Below are 17,449 nucleotides of genomic sequence, written 5' to 3' on the forward strand. Positions count from 1 at the left end.
CGATTCCATCCATCGATGGAATCGCAAGCTCACTCGAAATGCAGCGCGCTCTGTAGGATTCGGACTTACAGCGAGCGCTGGATGGTCTCCACGCGATAACACTCGATGACGTCGCCGACACGCATGTCGCCGTAGTTTTCGAAGGCCATGCCGCATTCCTGGCCGGCCTGCACTTCCTTCACTTCGTCCTTGAAGCGCTTCAAGGTCGACAGCTTGCCCTCGTGAACCACGACGTTGTCGCGGATCAGGCGGACATTGGCGCCGCGCTCGACGGTGCCGTCGGTGACGCGGCAGCCGGCGACCTTGCCGACCTTGGAGATGTTGAACACCTCCAGGATCTGCGCATTGCCGAGCATCGTCTCGCGCAGCGTCGGCGCGAGCAGGCCGCTCATCGCCTTCTTCACGTCATCCACGAGGTCGTAGATGATGTTGTAGTAGCGGATCTCGATGCCGTTGCGCTTGGCGAGCGCAGCCGCTTCCTTGTTGGCTCGGACCGAGAAGCCGATGATCGCGGCGTTGAAGCCTTCTGCCAGCGTGACGTCGGACTCGCTGATGCCGCCGACGCCGGCATGCAGGATGCGGGCGGCGACCTCGTCGGTGCCGAGCTTCTCCAGCGAGCCGAGAATGGCTTCCAGCGAGCCCTGCACGTCGGCCTTGATGACCAGCGGGAATTCCTTGCGGCCCGCGGTCTTCAACTGCGACATCATCTGTTCGAGCGAGCCGCGCATGCCCGAGATCGAGGCTGCCGCGTTCTCGCGCTTCTGGTGCGCGCGGTAGCTGGTGACCTGGCGGGCGCGGGCTTCGTTCTCGACCACCGCGAGACGATCGCCGGCTTCCGGCGGACCGTTGAAGCCGAGCACCTCGACCGGCACCGACGGGCCGGCCTCCTGCAGGGTCTCGCCCTGGTCGGAGATCAGCGCGCGGACGCGGCCCATCTCGGCGCCGGCGACGATGATGTCGCCGACCCGCAGGGTGCCGCGCTGGACCAGCACGGTGGCGACCGGGCCGCGGCCGCGATCGAGCTTGGCTTCGATCACGGTGCCTTCGGCCGGACGGTCCGAATTGGTCTTGAGGTCGAGGATGTCGGCCTGCAACGCGATCATCTCGAGCAGACGATCGAGATTGGTCTTGTTCTTTGCGGACACTTCGACGTCGACGACTTCGCCGCCGAGCGATTCCACCTGAACTTCGTGCTGCAGCAGCTCGGTGCGGACCCGTTCGGGCCGCGCATCCGGCTTGTCGATCTTGTTGATCGCCACGATCATCGGCACCTTCGCCGCCTTGGCGTGGTTGATGGCCTCGATCGTCTGCGGCATGACGCCGTCATCGGCCGCGACCACCAGCACGACGATGTCGGTGACCTTGGCGCCGCGGGCGCGCATCGCGGTGAACGCGGCGTGGCCGGGCGTGTCGATGAAGGTGATCTTCTTGCCGGAGTCCGGCGCGGTGACCTGATAGGCGCCGATGTGCTGGGTGATGCCGCCGGCTTCGCCGGACACCACGTTGGCGTGGCGCAGCGCGTCGAGCAGCGAGGTCTTGCCGTGGTCGACATGGCCCATGACGGTCACGACCGGCGAGCGCGTCTCGGTGTCGGTCGAATCGTCGACGACGTCGAACAGGCCTTCCTCGACGTCCGAGGCGGCGACGCGCTTGACGGTGTGGCCGAGTTCCTCGGCGATCAGTTGCGCGGTGTCGGCGTCGATCACGTCGGTGATCTTGTGCATCGCGCCCTGACGCATCAGCAGGCGGATGACGTCGACCGCGCGCTCCGCCATGCGGTTCGCCAGCTCCTGGATGGTGATCGCTTCCGGAATGATCACCTCGCGGATCAGCTTTTCCTTCTGCTCATTCGCGGCATGGCCCTTCAGACGCTGGGTGCGGCGGCGGAACGAGGCAATCGAGCGCTCGCGCACGTCGTCGGCGGTGAGGGCGGTGACGACGGTCAGGCGGCCGCGCTGCTTCTGCGGGCCCGGCTTGGCCGTGGTCTTCGGCGGCGGCGCGGGACGCGCGGCGCCACCGGGACCCCTGCGGATCTGGCGCGGACCCTCATCCTCGTCGGGACCGGCGGCGACGCCGGGAGACGGACGGCCGAGTGGACCGCCACCAGCCGGCCGGGCGCCTGCCGGGCGTGCACCTGCGGGCTGAGTGCCGGCGGGCCGGGTGCCGCCACCGATCTGCGGCGGCCGGCTGCCCGGAGCGCCCTGCGGACGGCCGGGGGCCTGCGCCGGACGGGCCGGCGCGCTCACCGTCGGCTGCGGCGCGGCGGTCGCCTGACGGGGCGCCTCGCCTTCACCGAACCGCTTCTTGGCCTCGAGCTCGGCCTTGCGCTTGGCTTCCTCTTCGTGGCGATGACGCTCTTCCTCGGCCTTGCGGCGCGCCTCGGCAGCCTCGCGCTCGGCGCGTTCAGCGGCTTCGCGCTCGGCGCGGCGGCGGGCTTCTTCCTCGGCCTGGCGGCGTTCCTCGATGTCGCGGACGCGGGCGTCGGCGAGCGCGCTGGCGCGGGCCGAACGCTCGTCCTCGGTCAAGGTGCGCAGCACGACGCCGGAGCCGCCCCGCTGCGACGAGCCGGATGGACGCGATCCAGACGGGCGGTTGTTCGGCGGCGGCGAGGGCGCCTTGGCGACGACCGGCTCCGGCGCATGCGGTGCATCGGGCGCCCCATCGCCGACGCGGCGCTTGGTGCCCCGCTTCTCGACCACCACCTGCTTGCTCCGGCCATGTGGGAAGCTCTGGCGCACCGTGCCGGTCTCGACGCGCGGCTTGAGCGTCAAGGTCTTGCTCGGGACACTCAGTTTCTTGTCGCCCGGAGTGTTGTTGTCGGCCATTCAGTCGTCCTAATCTCGTTACAGCGTGCGGGCTACCGCACCGTCCCATTCGTGCAATCGTCGCGATCGTAGCTATGTCTTCGAAGTCGAAGCAGATTTCGTGGCCGCGGTTCCGGCAATCTTGTCAGCGTCAACCGACCGGTATCGGACCAGTGTCTGGCTGCGCGACAGGAATGTCCTGCTCGCCGGGCCTGCGAGCACGGCAGCATGTATCACATTTGAGCGCCCAAGTGCCAAATCCAATTCTGCCGAAGTGAGGCAGCAGATGATCGGAAATGTCGGGGCTTGGTCTTGATCCCCGTCGGTCGGCCGCACCAGCGCGTCGAGTTTGCGAATTCCGTCGGCGGCACCGTCCGCGGCGTGGAGCAGGGCGGCCAAAGCAGTCCGCGACTGCCGCTGCGACAGCGCCGCTTCCACCTTGGAAAAACCGGAGACGACCTGGCCCGCCTTGGCGGCGATCCCCAGCGCTTCGATCGCGCTGCGGGCCAGAAGGGCCTCCAGATCGTCGGCCAGTGTCGGATGGACGCGGACCTGCGCCTTGAAGCCGCGGCTGAAATGGTGACGCCGCACCGCTTCCGCAACCATCTGCCGTGAGGCCGTGATCCACAGTCCCCGTCCCGGCAGCTTACGCTTGATGTCGGGCACAACCTCGCGCGACGGGCCGACGACGAAGCGGATCAGTTCGCCGATCGGCCGCACCTCGCGGCTGACCGCGCACATCCGCATGGTCGCGGACTTCTCGGTCCGCGGTCCATTGTCGAGCTCGGGGTCGGCCAAAGCGAGCATGCGGTGATGCGGCTCCTCATCTCAAGCGATCGGGGTGGTCGTGGGGGTCATCACGGCGTCCATGGTCAGATCGAACGGGTCAGGCGGGCTGTCCTTCGGATTCGTCCTCGGCCTCGCTCTCGGGCTTGGTGAGGTCGGCTTCACTGATCCAGCCGGCCTTGACGCGCGCCTGCATCACCATGGCTTCGGCATCGTCGCGGGACACGTCGAGACCGTCGAGAATGCCCGGGAATTTGGTCGACTCGCCGCCTTCCTTGCGCTCGGTCCAGCCGACCAGATCGTCGGTGGCGCAGCCGGCCAGATCGTCGACCGTCTTGATGTCGTTCTCGCCGAACTTGACCAGCATCTTGGTGGTGACGCCGGGCACGGCCTTCACCGCGTCCTCGACGCCGAGCTCCTTGCGCTTGGCCTCGAGCTCGGCCTCCTGCTGCTCCAGGAATTCCTGAGCGCGGGTCTGCAGCTCGGTCGCAGTCTCCTCGTCGAAGCCCTCGATGCCGGCGAGATCCTTGAGATCGACCATCGCCAGTTCCTCGACCGAGGTGAAGCCTTCCGAGGCGAGCAATTGGCCGACGACCTCGTCGACGTTCAGCGATTCCATGAACACGCGGGTGGAGTTCTCGAAGTCGGCTTGGCGGCGCTCCGATTCCTCCTGCTCGGTCAGGATGTCGATGTCCCAGCCGGTCAGCTGCGAGGCGAGGCGGACGTTCTGGCCGCGGCGGCCGATCGCCAGCGACAGCTGGTTGTTGGTGTCGGGCACCACGACCTCGATGCGCTCGCGGTCCTCGTCGATGACGACCTTGGCGACTTCGGCCGGGGCCAGCGCGTTGACGACGAAGGTCGCGATGTCGGGCGACCACGGGATGATGTCGATCTTCTCGCCCTGCAGCTCGTTCACCACGGCCTGCACGCGCGAGCCGCGCATGCCGACGCAGGCGCCGACCGGATCCACGGACGAGTCGCGCGACACGACGCCGATCTTGGCGCGCGAGCCGGGGTCGCGGGCGACCGCCTTGATCTCGACGATGCCGTCATAGATCTCCGGCACCTCCTGGGCGAACAGCTTGGCCATGAACTGCGGATGGGTGCGCGACAGGAAGATCTGCGGGCCGCGGGTCTCGCGGCGGACGTCGAACACATAGGCCCGGACGCGGTCGCCGTTGCGGAACACTTCGCGCGGCAGCATCTCGTCGCGGCGGATGATGGCCTCGCCGCGGCCGAGGTCGAGGATCACGCTGCCATATTCGACGCGCTTGACGACGCCGTTGACGATGTCGCCGATGCGGTCCTTGAATTCCTGGTATTGCCGGTCGCGCTCGGCCTCGCGCACCTTCTGCACGATGACCTGCTTGGCCGATTGCGCGGCGATGCGGCCATATTCCAGCGGCGGCAAGGTGTCGGCAATGGTGTCGCCGATCTGCGCGCCCGGATTGGCGCGGCGGGCGTCATCCAGCGAAATCTGGTTGGACGGGTTTTCGACCTTCTCGACCACGAGCATGTGGCGCGACAGCCGCAGCTCGCCCTTGCGCGGATCGATCTCGGCGTGGACGTCGGTCTCGCTGCCATAGCGGGCGCGGGCGGCCTTGGCGATCGCGTCTTCCATCGCGGCGATCACGATGCCGCGGTCGATCGACTTCTCGCGCGCGACGGCGTCGGCGATCTGCAGCAGTTCCAACCGGTTGGCGCTGACGGCCATGGCGTAAGTCTCCTCTAATCAGGATCGATCTCGCCCCTGCGCGCGCGATCGGCGGCGAGGCGATGTTTCTTGGTATTGGTCGGCAGCGGCTTCTTGGCCGGCTTGTCGTCTTTTGCTTTCGGCTTCGGCTTGGGTTTCGCCTGGGCCGCCGGCTTGGCGTGCGGCGCCAGCGGTGGAACGATCCCGAGCTCGCGCTTCTTCTCGCGCTCGGCGGCCTTGCCGCGGCGCATGGATTCGGCGATCAGCTCGTCGGTCAGCACCATCTTGGCGTCGCCGATGTCGGCCATCGGCAGCACGACGTCCGGCTCCTGGTCCTTCGCCAAATCGTCGCGGGCGATGCGCACGCCGTCGCCTTCGACGCCCTTGATGACGCCGCGGAAGCGTTTGCGGTTCTGATGCGCCACGGCCATCTCGATCTTCACGAGATGCCCGACATGACGTTCGAAATCGGAGCGGCGGACCAGCGGCCGGTCGATGCCCGGCGAGGAGATTTCGAGCCGGTAGGCGCGCTCGATCGGGTCGGCGATGTCGAGCACGGGCGACAGCGCCCGCGACACCGCCTCGCAATCCTCGATCTGCATCGTGCCGTCGGGGCGTTCCGCCATCACCTGGACCGTGCAGCCGGACTCGCCGGAGATGCGGATCCGCACCAGCCGGTAACCCATTCCCTGCAGCACCGGGTCGGCCACCGCGGCCACGCGCGCCGCCACGCCCGGCTCGACCACGAGGCGGGGCTCGGTCAGAAGGTCGGTGTCAGCGGTTGCGAACGTCGGTTCCGTCATCGAGGCGTCGATTGCGTGTCTGCTTGGCTTGGGCCATTCGGCCTGTCCGATCGCGCTTACCGGACCGATCTCGCCTGCGGCGGAGCGATCCAGGTAACAAAAAAGAGCGGGTCCGGAAGGGCCCACTCTCACTACGCGATCGTATATGAGATGATGTCTGATGGCGCCGATATAGCCGCTTTGTCGCCTGACGGCAAGGGCCGTCTCCGCCCAAACCGGACCCCGGTCGTCGAATTCGCGGCGCTCCCGCGGCCGGCCGATCGCGGGGACCTCGCCCTCGATCGGCGGGATGTCGCGGGCGAATAACCGTCGATTTACCAAGATCGTCTAAAAATTGAGAGAGTCCGCGTGTCTGTCCCGAGCCGTCGGCCGTGGGGATGGTGCGCACGGACTTGTGTGGCGTTGCGTCCGAGTCGACATCATGACCCCAGCTACCGCGCTGATCCCCGGCCTCGACGGGATCGTCAGGCACGGCGACGCCGAGCGCTGCGTCGAGGCGACGCGCCGCATTGCCGATCTGTTCTTCGAAGATGCGACGAAGCTGCGCTCCGAGCACATCAACCTGTTCGATGGATTGCTGTTCGACCTGGTTCCGTTGGCGGATCGGCCGACGCGGATCGATCTGGCCGAGCGGTTGTCGCGGCTCGTCGTGGCGCCGCGCGCCGTCGTCGGCCAGCTCGCGCGCGACGACGAGGTCGCGGTGGCCGGTCCGCTGCTGCGGCGCTCTCCCGCGCTCGACGACCGCGCGCTCGTCGACATCGCACAAGGCAAGAGCCAGGGGCATCTGCTGGCCATCGCGGAGAGGCCCAGGCTATCGGCCGACACGACGGACGTGCTGGTGCGCCGCGGCGATCGCAACGTGGTGCGACAGGCTGCTGCGAACGAGGGGGCCGAGTTCTCCGCGCGTGGCTATTCCGACCTGATCGGCCGCGCGAGTTCCGACGGCGTGCTGACGCTCGCGGTCGGCAAGCGCCACGATCTGTCCGACGATCACCTCAAGAGGCTGCTCGAAGGCTCTCACGACGTCGTCAAGCGGCGGCTGTTCGACGTCGTCGGGCCCGAGCGGCAGCTCAAGATCAGGCAGGCCGTTGCCGGACTCGCCGCTGCAGCCAGCCCGAGCGCCGCCAAGCGCAACTTCGTCCCGGCGCAGCGGATCATTCTGGCGCTATACGAGGCGGACACGCTCGATGAAGCCGCGCTGCTCGGCTTTGCCCGCGACCACAGATACGAGGAGGTCATCGCGGCGCTGTCGGCGATGACGGGGCTCGCGCTTGCAACGCTCGACCGGCTCGTCTCCGGCGACCGCCACGATCCGCTGCTCGTTCTCGGCCGCACCATCGGGCTCGACTGGCGCACCGTGCACGCGCTGATCCTGCTTCGCCTCGGGCCGAAGCGTGTACCGGCGCAGGGCGACATCGAGGCCATCCGCGTGGCCTACGCGCGGCTGCTGTCGTCGACCGCTCAGCGCGTCGTCGCCTTCTGGAAGACGCGGCACTAGCTCGTCGATATCAGCGCCGCCGGAAGATCAGGTAGTTGGCGACGCGGCCCTCGCGCGTGGCTTTTCGGCCGTAGCGCGTCATCGTGTAGTCCGGCCACGGCAGCCGCCAATCGTCGGCACGCTCCGCGGTCCACGCGAAGTCGGGCGAGCGCAGCAGATGCCACAGCGTCCAGGCGCAATAGTCGGCGATGTCGCTGACGAAGCGGAATTCGCCGCCCGGCTGAAGTGCCCGCGCCATCGCGGCGATGGTCGCATCCTGCACGAAGCGCCGCTTCCAATGCCGCCGTTTCGGCCAGGGATCGGGATGGATCAGGTCGATGCGCGCCAGCGACTGCGGCGGCAGCCAGGCCAGCAACTCGGCCGCATCGCCGGCGAGCAGCCTGATATTGCCGATGTTGTCGGCTTCGATCGCGGCCAGGATCTTCGCCATGCCGTTGACATAGGGCTCGCAGCCGATGAAGCCCGTGGCCGGATGGGCCTTCGCTTCCGCGGCGAGATGCTCGCCGCCGCCGAATCCGATTTCCAGCCGCAGCGCCTGCAGCGGCGGGTCGTACAAGGTCGGCAGCACGGCATCGGCGGGAGAAGCCAGATCGAGCGCGAGATGCGGCAGCAGATTGTCGACCAGGTCGGCCTGGTGCGCCCGCAGCTTGTGGCCCTTGCGCCGGCCGAAGAACGAGCCGTGACGATGCGCGGCTTCGGTGTCGGTGGGATCGTCGTCGACGGGCATGGTGTTCGCAGCGCTCATCGCAGGGTCTGATAGAGACGATGCAGCAGCCGCGCCCGCGGCTCGATCGAGGAGATGTACATCTGTTCGTAGTGCGTATGCGCGCCCTTGCCGTCGACGCCGAGTCCGTCGAGCGTCGCCGTGAACGGCGCAGTGAAATTGCCGTCGGAGCCGCCGCCCGTATAGGTGTCGGCGAGCGCGAAGCCGAGTTCTTCCGCAAGCGATTTCGCGTGCTCGAACAGCGCGGCGCCGGCATTGCCCTTCACGTAAGGCGGCCGGTTCACTTCGCCTTTGACTTCGACGCTGACGCCCTCGCTGCGCGATTTCAAGCCGAGGATCCTGGGGACGATGTCGTCGGCATCGGCCGGCGTCGGCAGCCGCGCATCGACCTCGGCGTAAGCTTCCTCGGCGATCACGTTCGGACGCGTGCCGCCGCGCACGACGCCGACATTGACGGTGATTCCGCGCGCGGGATCGTTCAGTGCTTCGAGCGTGTGGATCACGTTGGCGAGTTCGCGGATCGCACTGCGGCCGTCCTGCGGACGCGCGCCGGCATGGGCGGGCACGCCGCGGATCGCAACCTCGAAGCGCGCGACGCCCTTGCGTCCAGTGACGATCTTGCCGCCGTCGCGCGCCGGTTCGGTGACGAGAACATATTTGGCCTTGCGGCCTTCCTCTTCGATCAGCGCGCGAGACGTCGGGCTGCCGATCTCCTCATCCGAGACGTACAAATGAGTTATGCCGAGCGGCGAACGTTCGCCGGCTGCGCAGAGCTCGCGGAAGGCGTGATAGGCGAGATAGGCGCCGCCCTTCATGTCGTAGATGCCGGGACCATAGGCGACGTCGCCGTCGATCGCGAACGGCAGCCGCGCGATGAAGCCGATCGGATGCACGGTGTCGAGATGGCTGAGCACCAGGATGCCCGGCTCGTCCTGTCCCCAGGACGAGCGCACGATCAGATGGTCGCCGCAGCCGTCGCGGCCGGCGATCCGCTCGATCGCGGCATCGAGTCCGCGATAGCCGTCGGCGACCAGGGAGGCCAGTCGATTGACGTGCTCGGGCGCTTCGGTCGGGGTCTCGATCTCGACCCATTGGCGGATGCCTTCAAGAATTGTGCGACTATCGAACGGATTGCGGATGCTCATGGGCTTCGTGAATAGGTTTTGATGGTTACGAAATGGTAGCAGGCGAGGGGGCGCGCCGGGGAACTCGGGTTTGATCCGTCCCGCCGCGTGGGACGTGGGTTTCCACATGCGCACAAAACGATTTGGAGCGCGACAGGATTTCCCGAAGGAAGCCATCGCGCTCCATTGGTCGTGATCGAGTTTGTCTATCGGCTCATTCGTTCGGCGGAACGTCGCGTGCCCAGCGCGCCGTTCGCGAAACGCGTTTCAGCTCATGGCCCCCCGAGGCGCTGACATTCATATGAGATTGACCACGATAGGAATGTCAACGCCGGCGCATCAGCTAGCCTTCTTCAGGTGCCTCGCGATCCGCGATCTGCTCGACCAGATCGACGATGCTGCGCCGAAGCTTGGAATCGTGGATCCGCGTGAATGCGCGGGTCAACGCCAGTCCTTCGGAGGTTGCCAGAAAATCAGATACATAGGCGGGAGAAGCGCCCTCGCCGAAAGCCTCACCATTGGTCCCGCCACTCGGGACTCCTTCGAACAGGAACGAGACAGGGACCTGCAGGACTTCCGAAATCTGCTGGATCCGGCTGGCGCCGACTCGATTGGTGCCTTTTTCGTACTTCTGTATCTGCTGGAACGTGAGCCCGAGAGCCTCACCAAGTTTTTCCTGGCTCATGCCCAACATGATACGGCGCATCCGCACCCGGCTGCCGACATGCTTGTCAACAGGGTTGGGCGCTTTCGTCGACATCTCTCAACTCCTTAGAATGGGCCTCGGAACGAGGCGGTCGCAGTATGCCTCAGGCGCTCACACCGTCAATTTCCGCTCGCATGTCGTACTAACGAAGACGGCCGAGCGACAAACTGGACGGATCATGCTGCCGCGCGAGAATGCGAATTGCAGCAGCTATCTGTCAACACTTGGGGTTTTGCTTGTCAAAAAAAATCTTACGCCCCCGGAAAGAATTCAGATCTTGCTGTCGTCAGGGAAGCTTTTGAGCAACACGTCTGCGAACGACGGTGCTCAGGGCGATCACTAACAGGATCGCCGCCGGAAGATCGCCAAATCTCGCATAAATCGTGGGCTGCAGCGCAACAGGCAGCGTGGAATCGAGCACGCCTTCGGCGCCGAGAGATAGTTGCGCGACGATGCGGCCGACGGGATCTATCACTGCGGAGACGCCGGTGTTCGCAGATCGAACTAATGGAAGTCCCTGTTCGATCGCACGCCACTGCGCCTGCTGCAGATGCTGATGAGGACCGGTCGAAATGCCGAACCAGCCATCATTGGTCAGGTTGACGATCCAGCCCGGGCGTTCCTCCATCGGCACGCTGTCGCCCGGAAAGATGGCCTCGTAGCAGATCAAAGGCAGAACACGCGGAGCGTGTGGCACGTCCAGGTTGCGCCTGACCGTGCCGGGGATGAATCCGCCCTGCACTCGGGTCAGTTGTTCCAGCCCGATCCGCTCCAGCAGATTCTGAAACGGCAGGAACTCGCCGAATGGGACCAGATGGAGCTTGTCGTAGACCGACAGGACGGTGCCGTCGTGATCGATCACGTAGATCGAATTGTAGGCGCGCGTGATCGGCGTGGTCCGTGGGCCGTCCGGGGCGCGCACCGAACCGGTGATCAGCACCGTGCCAGGCGACAACAGATCGGCGATCTGTCCCATCGCATCCGCTTCGCGGGTCAGGAAGAACGGAAACGCGGATTCCGGCCAGATCAGCACGTTGGTGTCGCGGACGCCGGTGGCGTTCGGACCCGAGGCGCGGTCGGACAGCGCCAGATAGCGGCGCATCACGTCGGCCTTGGCGCCGTAGTTGAACTTCACGTCCTGCTGCAGATTCGGCTGCATGATCCGCAGCTTGAGATCGGCGACGAAGGCGGTCGGATGCAGGCCGAGCCGGATGGCGCCGAATACGCCCATCACGATGAGGAGCACTGCAGCCGCGGCCGGAACCCGCCAGCCATCGCGCCACGTCTTGCCGTCGATCAGCACCGCGGGGCTGGCGAAGATCGCGATCGTCAGCAGGGTCATGCCCCAGATCCCGATCAGCGAGCTCGATTGCGCCAGAGCGAGCGGCTGGGACAGCGCGTAGCCGAAGGTGTTCCAGGGAAAGCCGGCCAGCGCGTGGCCGCGCAGCCATTCGCTGGCGGTCAGGCAGGCGGCCAGCGCCAGGATGCGGCTGGAATCGCGCGTCCAGATCAGGCGGGCGAGCGCGCAGCCGAGCGCCGGGAACAGCGCCAGATAGGCCGGTAGGCCGAGCACGGCGAACGGCATCAGCCAGGCGAAGGTGTCGGCATCGACCAGGAACGCGTTGCCGATCCAGTACAGGCCGGGGACGAAGTAGCCCATGCCGAAGCAGAAGCCGGTGAAGGCCGCGGCCGGGATGCCGCGCCGCCGTCCGGCCGCCGCGCCGTCGATCAGCCAGACCAGCACGGGAAACGTGATCGCAAGCACGGGCCAGGCGTTGAATGGAGCCATGGCCAGTGCGGACAGGGCGCCCGCGGCGAGCGCAATCGCAGCCCGCTTCCAGCCCCAGGCCAGGACGACGCCAAGGGCGAGGCCGCGGATCGTCTGGGGGCGGATCACTGGGAGCTGGCTCCGTCGCCTTGGGGCGGACTGGTGTCGTCGCTGCCCGGCGTCGGATGGGCCTCCGCCGGTCGCGGCATCTCGGCCTGTGTGCCGGCCTCCGGAATGGCCTCGCGGCGCCGGCTCTCGCGCGGCGGACGCGGGATCGGCCGCTCCTTGCGCGGCGCGATGCGCAGGCGCTTGACGCGGCGCGGATCGGCGTCGAGCACCTCGACCTCGAAATTGCCCGGGCCGGAGATCAGCTCGCCGCGCACCGGCAGCCGGCCGACATGATTGACGAGATAGCCGCCCAAGGTCTCGACGCCCTCGCCGGCCTCGCCGGTCACGAAATCCTCGCCGATCACCCGCCGGACATCGTCGAGGCTGGCGCGGGCATCGGCGATGAAGGCGTTGTCGGCCTGGCGCATGATCGCCGGCGGCTCGTCGCTGTCGTGCTCGTCGTCGATCTCGCCGACGATCTGCTCGACGATGTCCTCGATCGAGACCAGCCCGTCGGTGCCGCCATATTCGTCGACCACCAGCGCGAGATGGATGCGCGAGGCCTGCATCTGCGCCAGCAGGTCGATCGCGCGCATCGACGGCGGCACATAGAGCAGCTTGCGGATGATGTTGGCCTCGAACAGCGGCATCGACAGATCGACCGCCTTCAGATCGAGGCCGGCCGGCAGCGGCTTCTTGCGCCGCGCCTTCACCTCGTCGGAGACGCGCGCTTGCGCGGTGGTGAAGGCGAGCAGGTCGCGGATGTGCACCATGCCCTCGGGGTCGTCGAGCGTATCGTTGTAGACGACGAGTCGTGAATGCGAGGCGCTCTCGAACAGGCTCATCAGTTCGCCGAGCGTGATGTCGCGCCGGACCGCGACGATGTCGGCGCGATGCACCATGACATCGGCGATCCGCCGCTCATGGAGATCGAGAATGTTGCGCAGGAGCGTGCGCTCGACGGCCGAGAAGCCGATGTCGTCGGGCGTCGACGCATCGAGCACGACCTGCAGATCGTCGCGCACCGATCCGCCGCCCTTCCAGCCGAACAGATTGCGCAGCGCGCGCAGCAGCCAGCTCTCGCTCGGCGAACGGCCGACCTCGGACGGCGGCACGACGGCCGGCAGATTGCGCGTGTTGCGCGGATTGTCGTGGATGGGCTCGGAATCGGCCATGATCAATTCATCCGCTCCCGGTCGGCGTAGGGATCGGGGATGCCGAGATGGGCCAGGATCTCGCGCTCGAGCGCTTCCATCTCCTCGGCCTCGGCGTCGGTCTCGTGATCATAGCCGATCAGGTGCAGGAAGCCGTGCACGGTGAGATGGCCAAGATGGTGGTCGAACGGCTTCTGCTCCTCGTCGGCCTCGCGCCGCAGCGTCTCATAGGCGATGGCGATGTCGCCGAGCATGCGCGGCGCGTCGTCGTCGCCGCGAGGGCCGGTCGGCTGCAGCGCCGGAAACGACAGCACGTTGGTCGCCTTGTCGATGCCGCGCCAATTGCTGTTCAGGGTGCGGATGCCGGCATCGTCGGTCAGCATGACCGCGATCTCGGCGTCGCCGACATCGGCGTCGACCATCTCGGCCGCGGCGACGATGGCGCGATGTATGACGTCCTCGGCGTCGGGCTGGTCCTGCCAGCAGTCGGCGGCGACGATCACCTCGGTGGTTGGAATGGGACTTTGTGGCATCCTGGTCGAGTTCTGTGCGGATGAGCGCGCTCACGTCACGCGCCGATCGGCGAGCTTGCTTCGGGGGTCAGCGCGCCTTGGGGCCCTCATAGGCAGCGACGATGCGCGCCACCAATTCGTGGCGAATGACGTCCTCACCGGTGAATCTGACCTGGGCGATCCCTTCGACACCGTCGAGCAGGCGCGCGGCCTCCGCGAGCCCTGACGTCTGGCCGTTGGGCAGGTCGACCTGCGATGGATCGCCGGTGATGATCATGCGGCTGTTCTCGCCGAGACGCGTCAGGAACATCTTCATCTGCATCGATGTCGTGTTCTGCGCCTCGTCGAGGATGATCGCCGCGTTGGTCAGGGTGCGGCCGCGCATGAAGGCGAGCGGCGCGATCTCGATCTCGCCAGCCTGCAGCGCGCGTTCGACCACACGGGCGTCCATCAGATCGTACAGCGCGTCGTAGATCGGACGTAAGTAAGGATCGACCTTCTCGCGGAGATCGCCGGGCAGGAAGCCGAGCCGCTCGCCCGCTTCCACCGCGGGACGCGACAGGATGATGCGGTCGACTTCCTTGCGCTCGAACAGCTGCGCGGCCTGCGCCACCGCGAGCCAGGTCTTGCCGGTGCCGGCGGGGCCGATGCCGAACACCAGTTCGTGCCGCTTCAGCGCGCGGATGTAGGAATCCTGCGCGGCGGTGCGGGCGCGCACCGGGCGCTTGCGCAGGTTGATGCTCTCGAACGCGTTCTTCGCGTTCTTGGCGTCGAATTCGAACAGCGAGCCTTGCGCGACCACGGCACGGATCGCACCTTCGACGTCGCCCTGCGCGACATCCAGCCCCTTCACCGCCTGGGCATACAGCGTCTCCAGCACCCGCCGCGCCGCATCGCAGCCGTCGCGGGAGCCGCCGATGGTGATGTGATTGCCGCGGGAATCGACGACGACGCCGAGCCGGCGCTCGACCAGCGCCAGGTTCTGGCCGTAGGGGCCGACCAGCGCGGAAGCGGCACGATTGTCGTCGAAGTCGATGACGACCTGGGTCTCAGGTGGTGTGGACATGTCGCGGTCGAACTTGCGGCTGGGAGCGAGGGAAGATGAATCCGATGCGCTCTTGGGCAAGTGCTCAGCCTCCGATGGACAAGAGGGGCGAAGCGGCGTCGGGGATCGGGGCCGCCATCGTCGTGACGAGTTCGCCAAGCAGGCTGTAGCGTTCGAGACTGTCGATCCGCACCGGCAGAAACTGGCCGATGATGGCGTCGGACGCCATCACATGGGCCGGCTGCAGATAGGCCGTGCGACCGACCAGCTGACCGGGCTTGCGCGCCGCGCGCTCGAACAACACGTCGACGACCGAGCCGATCGCGGCCCTGTTGAAGGCCGCTTGCTGGCTGTCGATCAAGCTCTGGAGGCGCTCCAATCGCTCGTCCATCTCGGTCGCTGACACCATCTCCTGCATGTCCGCCGCCGGGGTGCCCGGGCGCGGCGAATATTTGAACGAATACGCTGCAGCGTAGCCGATTTGTGCGATGAGCGCGAGGGTGGCGCGAAAATCTTCCTCGGTCTCGCCGGGGAACCCGACGATGAAATCCGAAGAGAATGCAATATCGTCGCGCACGGCGCGGAAACGGTCGACGACTTTCCGATAATCGGACGCGTTATGTTTCCGGTTCATAAGTCCTAGGATGCGATCGGAGCCCGACTGAACCGGCAGATGCACGAACGGCATCACCGCGCGGAGATCGCGATGCGCCGCGATCAGGCTGTCGTCGACGTCGTTGGGATGGCTGGTGGAATAGCGGATCCGCGCCACGCCCGGAATTTCGGCGATCCGATAGAGCAGCCGGCCGAGCGTCCAGGCGCGGCCGTCCGGGCCTTCGCCATGATAGGCATTGACGTTCTGGCCGATCAGCGTGATTTCGCGGACGCCGCTTTCGGTCAGCTGCATCACATCGTCGACGATCCGCGCCACTGGGCGCGACATCTCGGCGCCGCGCGTATACGGCACCACGCAGAAGGTGCAGAACTTGTCGCAGCCCTCCTGCACGGTGACGAAGGCCGAGACGCCGCGGGCGCGGATGGCCTCGCGGCTCGGCCGGGCGAGGAAGCCGAACTTGTCCTCGGCCGGAAATTCGGTGTCGATCGCCCGCGCGCCGCGGCTGGCCTGAGCCAGCAGTTCGGGCAGGTGATGATAGCTCTGCGGCCCGACCACGACGTCGACCGTCGGTGCGCGCGCGATGATCTCCGCGCCCTCGGCCTGGGCCACACAGCCCGCGACAGCGATCTGCATGGTGCGGCCCGCGCGGGCAGCCTCCTCCTTCGCCACCCTGAGACGCCCGAGCTCCGAATAAACCTTTTCGGAGGCCTTCTCGCGGATGTGGCAGGTGTTGAGGATGACGAGATCGGCGTTGCCGGCATCGGCGGTCTCGACGAAGCCCTCAACCCCCAGCGTGTCCACCATGCGCTGGGCATCGTAGACATTCATCTGGCAGCCATAGGATTTGATGTGCAGCTTGCGCGGCGGCGTCATGAACCTTGCATGCGGTCGGAAGCGTCGGGGGCGCGCCAACCTCGGCGCCGGGCTCAGATATAGGCTAGGCGGCCGAAAATCCAGCGAGCGGGGCGGCTTTCTCGCCCAGCCGGCCAAGAATGATTGGCAATTGCCGCATATCGTCGAACACCAGGGCGGCGCCGGCGTCCCGCAAGCGGTGCGCATAGTCCGGCCGGCAATGGCTGCCGCCGTGGAACCCGAGCACCGTCATACCGGCGGCGACGCCGCCCCTGATACCGGCAATGCTGTCCTCGACGACGACGCAGGCGGCCGGCCGGGCCTGCATCTGGGCCGCGGCGAACAGGAACAGGTCGGGCGCCGGCTTGCCGTTCTCGACCTGGGAGGACGAGAAGATATGCGGGGCCAGACGGTCATAGAGCCCGGTGGCGCCGAGGCTCACGCGCATGCGCTGATGCGAGCCGGACGAGGCGACGCAGACCGGCAGGTCGAGCGCGTCGAGCACGCCGGTGATCCCTGCAACCGGTTGCAAATCCTGCTCGAAGGCGCGGAACAGCCGCTCCTGCAGCCTGACGTTGAAATCGTCGGGCAGACTGCGACCGAGCTCGGCCTCCACCTCCAACGTCGCCTGCTTCGAGGAGCGCCCGAGAAACCGGTCGAACACCTGGTCGGCGGTGATCGGATAGCCGCACAGGCTGAGAACGTCGGCATGGGCCTGACAGGAGATCACCTCGCTGTCGACCAGCACGCCATCGCAATCGAAAATGACGAGATCGAGGTTTGAAGCCGGCGCCGCGTCAGCCATTCGTCTCTTCGTCGAGAGGCACGCAATACAGCTCGAGGCGATGGTCGACGAGTTTGTAGCCGAGCTTGCGGGCGATCTCCGCCTGCAGCTTCTCGATTTCCTCGGAGGTGAATTCGATCACCTTGCCGTCGCGCAGATTGATCAGATGATCGTGATGGCTGTCGCGCATCTGCTCGTAGCGGGCGCGGCCTTCGCGGAAGTCGTGGCGCTCGATGATGCCGGCGTCCTCGAACAGTTTCACGGTGCGGTACACCGTGGAGATCGAGATCTTGTCGTCGACAGCGACACAGCGCCGGTACAGCTCTTCGACGTCGGGATGGTCGGAGGCTTCCGCGAGCACGCGGGCAATGACGCGGCGCTGCTCGGTCATTCGCATGCCGGTGGCCGCGCAACGGGCCTCGATGCCGGTGGAACTGAGCGCTGGCGTGGTTTTCAAGGAGGTCATCGTATC

Annotated in this window: 15 protein-coding genes; 1 reads left to right on the top strand and 14 read right to left on the bottom strand. The window is 66.6% G+C overall.

The window, feature by feature from the left end:
• Positions 1–65: 65 nt before the first annotated feature.
• The 4 genes from infB to rimP form a co-directional block, all read right to left on the bottom strand.
• Positions 66–2,825 (bottom strand): translation initiation factor IF-2, encoded by a 2,760-nt coding sequence (gene infB / locus ACQR1B_RS00490; protein ID WP_434832805.1) that lies wholly within the window; start codon positions 2,823–2,825, stop codon positions 66–68.
• A gap of 72 nt (positions 2,826–2,897) precedes the next feature.
• Positions 2,898–3,611: an RNA-binding protein gene (locus ACQR1B_RS00495; protein ID WP_434832804.1), complete on the bottom strand. Its 714-nt coding sequence runs from the start codon at positions 3,609–3,611 to the stop codon at positions 2,898–2,900.
• A gap of 79 nt (positions 3,612–3,690) precedes the next feature.
• Positions 3,691–5,304: a transcription termination factor NusA gene (gene nusA / locus ACQR1B_RS00500; RefSeq protein WP_434832803.1), complete on the bottom strand. Its 1,614-nt coding sequence runs from the start codon at positions 5,302–5,304 to the stop codon at positions 3,691–3,693.
• Between the two features lie 14 nt (positions 5,305–5,318).
• Entirely contained in the window at positions 5,319–6,086 is a 768-nt protein-coding gene (gene rimP, locus ACQR1B_RS00505) for a ribosome maturation factor RimP (RefSeq protein WP_434832802.1), read from the bottom strand.
• 421 nt (positions 6,087–6,507) lie between these two features.
• On the opposite strand from rimP, the gene ACQR1B_RS00510 reads away from it, so the two are divergent.
• Positions 6,508–7,584 carry a DUF2336 domain-containing protein gene (locus ACQR1B_RS00510; protein WP_434832801.1) on the top strand — a complete coding sequence of 359 codons (1,077 nt, stop codon included), beginning with the start codon at positions 6,508–6,510 and terminating at the stop codon, positions 7,582–7,584.
• Positions 7,585–7,594: 10 nt separating this feature from the next.
• On the opposite strand, the gene ACQR1B_RS00515 is transcribed toward ACQR1B_RS00510, so the two are convergent.
• The 10 genes from ACQR1B_RS00515 to ACQR1B_RS00560 all read right to left on the bottom strand — a co-directional run bounded on the left by ACQR1B_RS00515 (position 7,595) and on the right by ACQR1B_RS00560 (position 17,443).
• Positions 7,595–8,329, bottom strand: coding sequence for a tRNA (guanine(46)-N(7))-methyltransferase TrmB (locus ACQR1B_RS00515; RefSeq protein ID WP_434832800.1), 735 nt, complete (start codon positions 8,327–8,329; stop codon positions 7,595–7,597).
• Positions 8,326–9,453, bottom strand: coding sequence for a M20 family metallopeptidase (locus ACQR1B_RS00520; protein WP_434832799.1), 1,128 nt, complete (start codon positions 9,451–9,453; stop codon positions 8,326–8,328). The genes ACQR1B_RS00515 and ACQR1B_RS00520 overlap by 4 nt, the downstream gene beginning before the upstream one ends.
• A 322-nt stretch (positions 9,454–9,775) precedes the next feature.
• The gene (locus tag ACQR1B_RS00525) at positions 9,776–10,192 is read right to left on the bottom strand and encodes a helix-turn-helix domain-containing protein (RefSeq protein WP_006615449.1); all 417 of its coding nucleotides are present in this window, start codon (positions 10,190–10,192) and stop codon (positions 9,776–9,778) included.
• Between the two features lie 232 nt (positions 10,193–10,424).
• Positions 10,425–12,035, bottom strand: coding sequence for an apolipoprotein N-acyltransferase (gene lnt, locus ACQR1B_RS00530; protein ID WP_434832798.1), 1,611 nt, complete (start codon positions 12,033–12,035; stop codon positions 10,425–10,427).
• Entirely contained in the window at positions 12,032–13,189 is a 1,158-nt protein-coding gene (locus ACQR1B_RS00535; protein ID WP_434832797.1) for a hemolysin family protein, read from the bottom strand. Before ACQR1B_RS00535 ends, lnt begins: the two co-directional genes overlap by 4 nt.
• 2 nt (positions 13,190–13,191) lie before the next feature.
• The gene (gene ybeY, locus ACQR1B_RS00540) at positions 13,192–13,701 is read right to left on the bottom strand and encodes an rRNA maturation RNase YbeY (RefSeq protein ID WP_434832796.1); all 510 of its coding nucleotides are present in this window, start codon (positions 13,699–13,701) and stop codon (positions 13,192–13,194) included.
• 67 nt (positions 13,702–13,768) lie between these two features.
• Positions 13,769–14,806: a PhoH family protein gene (locus tag ACQR1B_RS00545; RefSeq protein ID WP_434832795.1), complete on the bottom strand. Its 1,038-nt coding sequence runs from the start codon at positions 14,804–14,806 to the stop codon at positions 13,769–13,771.
• A 4-nt stretch (positions 14,807–14,810) separates the two neighbouring features.
• The gene (miaB, locus tag ACQR1B_RS00550; RefSeq protein WP_434832794.1) at positions 14,811–16,214 is read right to left on the bottom strand and encodes a tRNA (N6-isopentenyl adenosine(37)-C2)-methylthiotransferase MiaB; all 1,404 of its coding nucleotides are present in this window, start codon (positions 16,212–16,214) and stop codon (positions 14,811–14,813) included.
• Between the two features lie 64 nt (positions 16,215–16,278).
• The gene (locus ACQR1B_RS00555; RefSeq protein WP_434832793.1) at positions 16,279–16,998 is read right to left on the bottom strand and encodes an HAD family hydrolase; all 720 of its coding nucleotides are present in this window, start codon (positions 16,996–16,998) and stop codon (positions 16,279–16,281) included.
• On the bottom strand, positions 16,991–17,443 hold the full coding sequence (locus ACQR1B_RS00560; RefSeq protein ID WP_006615442.1) for a Fur family transcriptional regulator: 453 nt from the start codon (positions 17,441–17,443) through the stop codon (positions 16,991–16,993). Before ACQR1B_RS00560 ends, ACQR1B_RS00555 begins: the two co-directional genes overlap by 8 nt.
• Positions 17,444–17,449: the final 6 nt, after the last annotated feature.

Source organism: Bradyrhizobium oligotrophicum (assembly GCF_051168495.1).
Lineage (GTDB): Bacteria > Pseudomonadota > Alphaproteobacteria > Rhizobiales > Xanthobacteraceae > Bradyrhizobium > Bradyrhizobium oligotrophicum_A.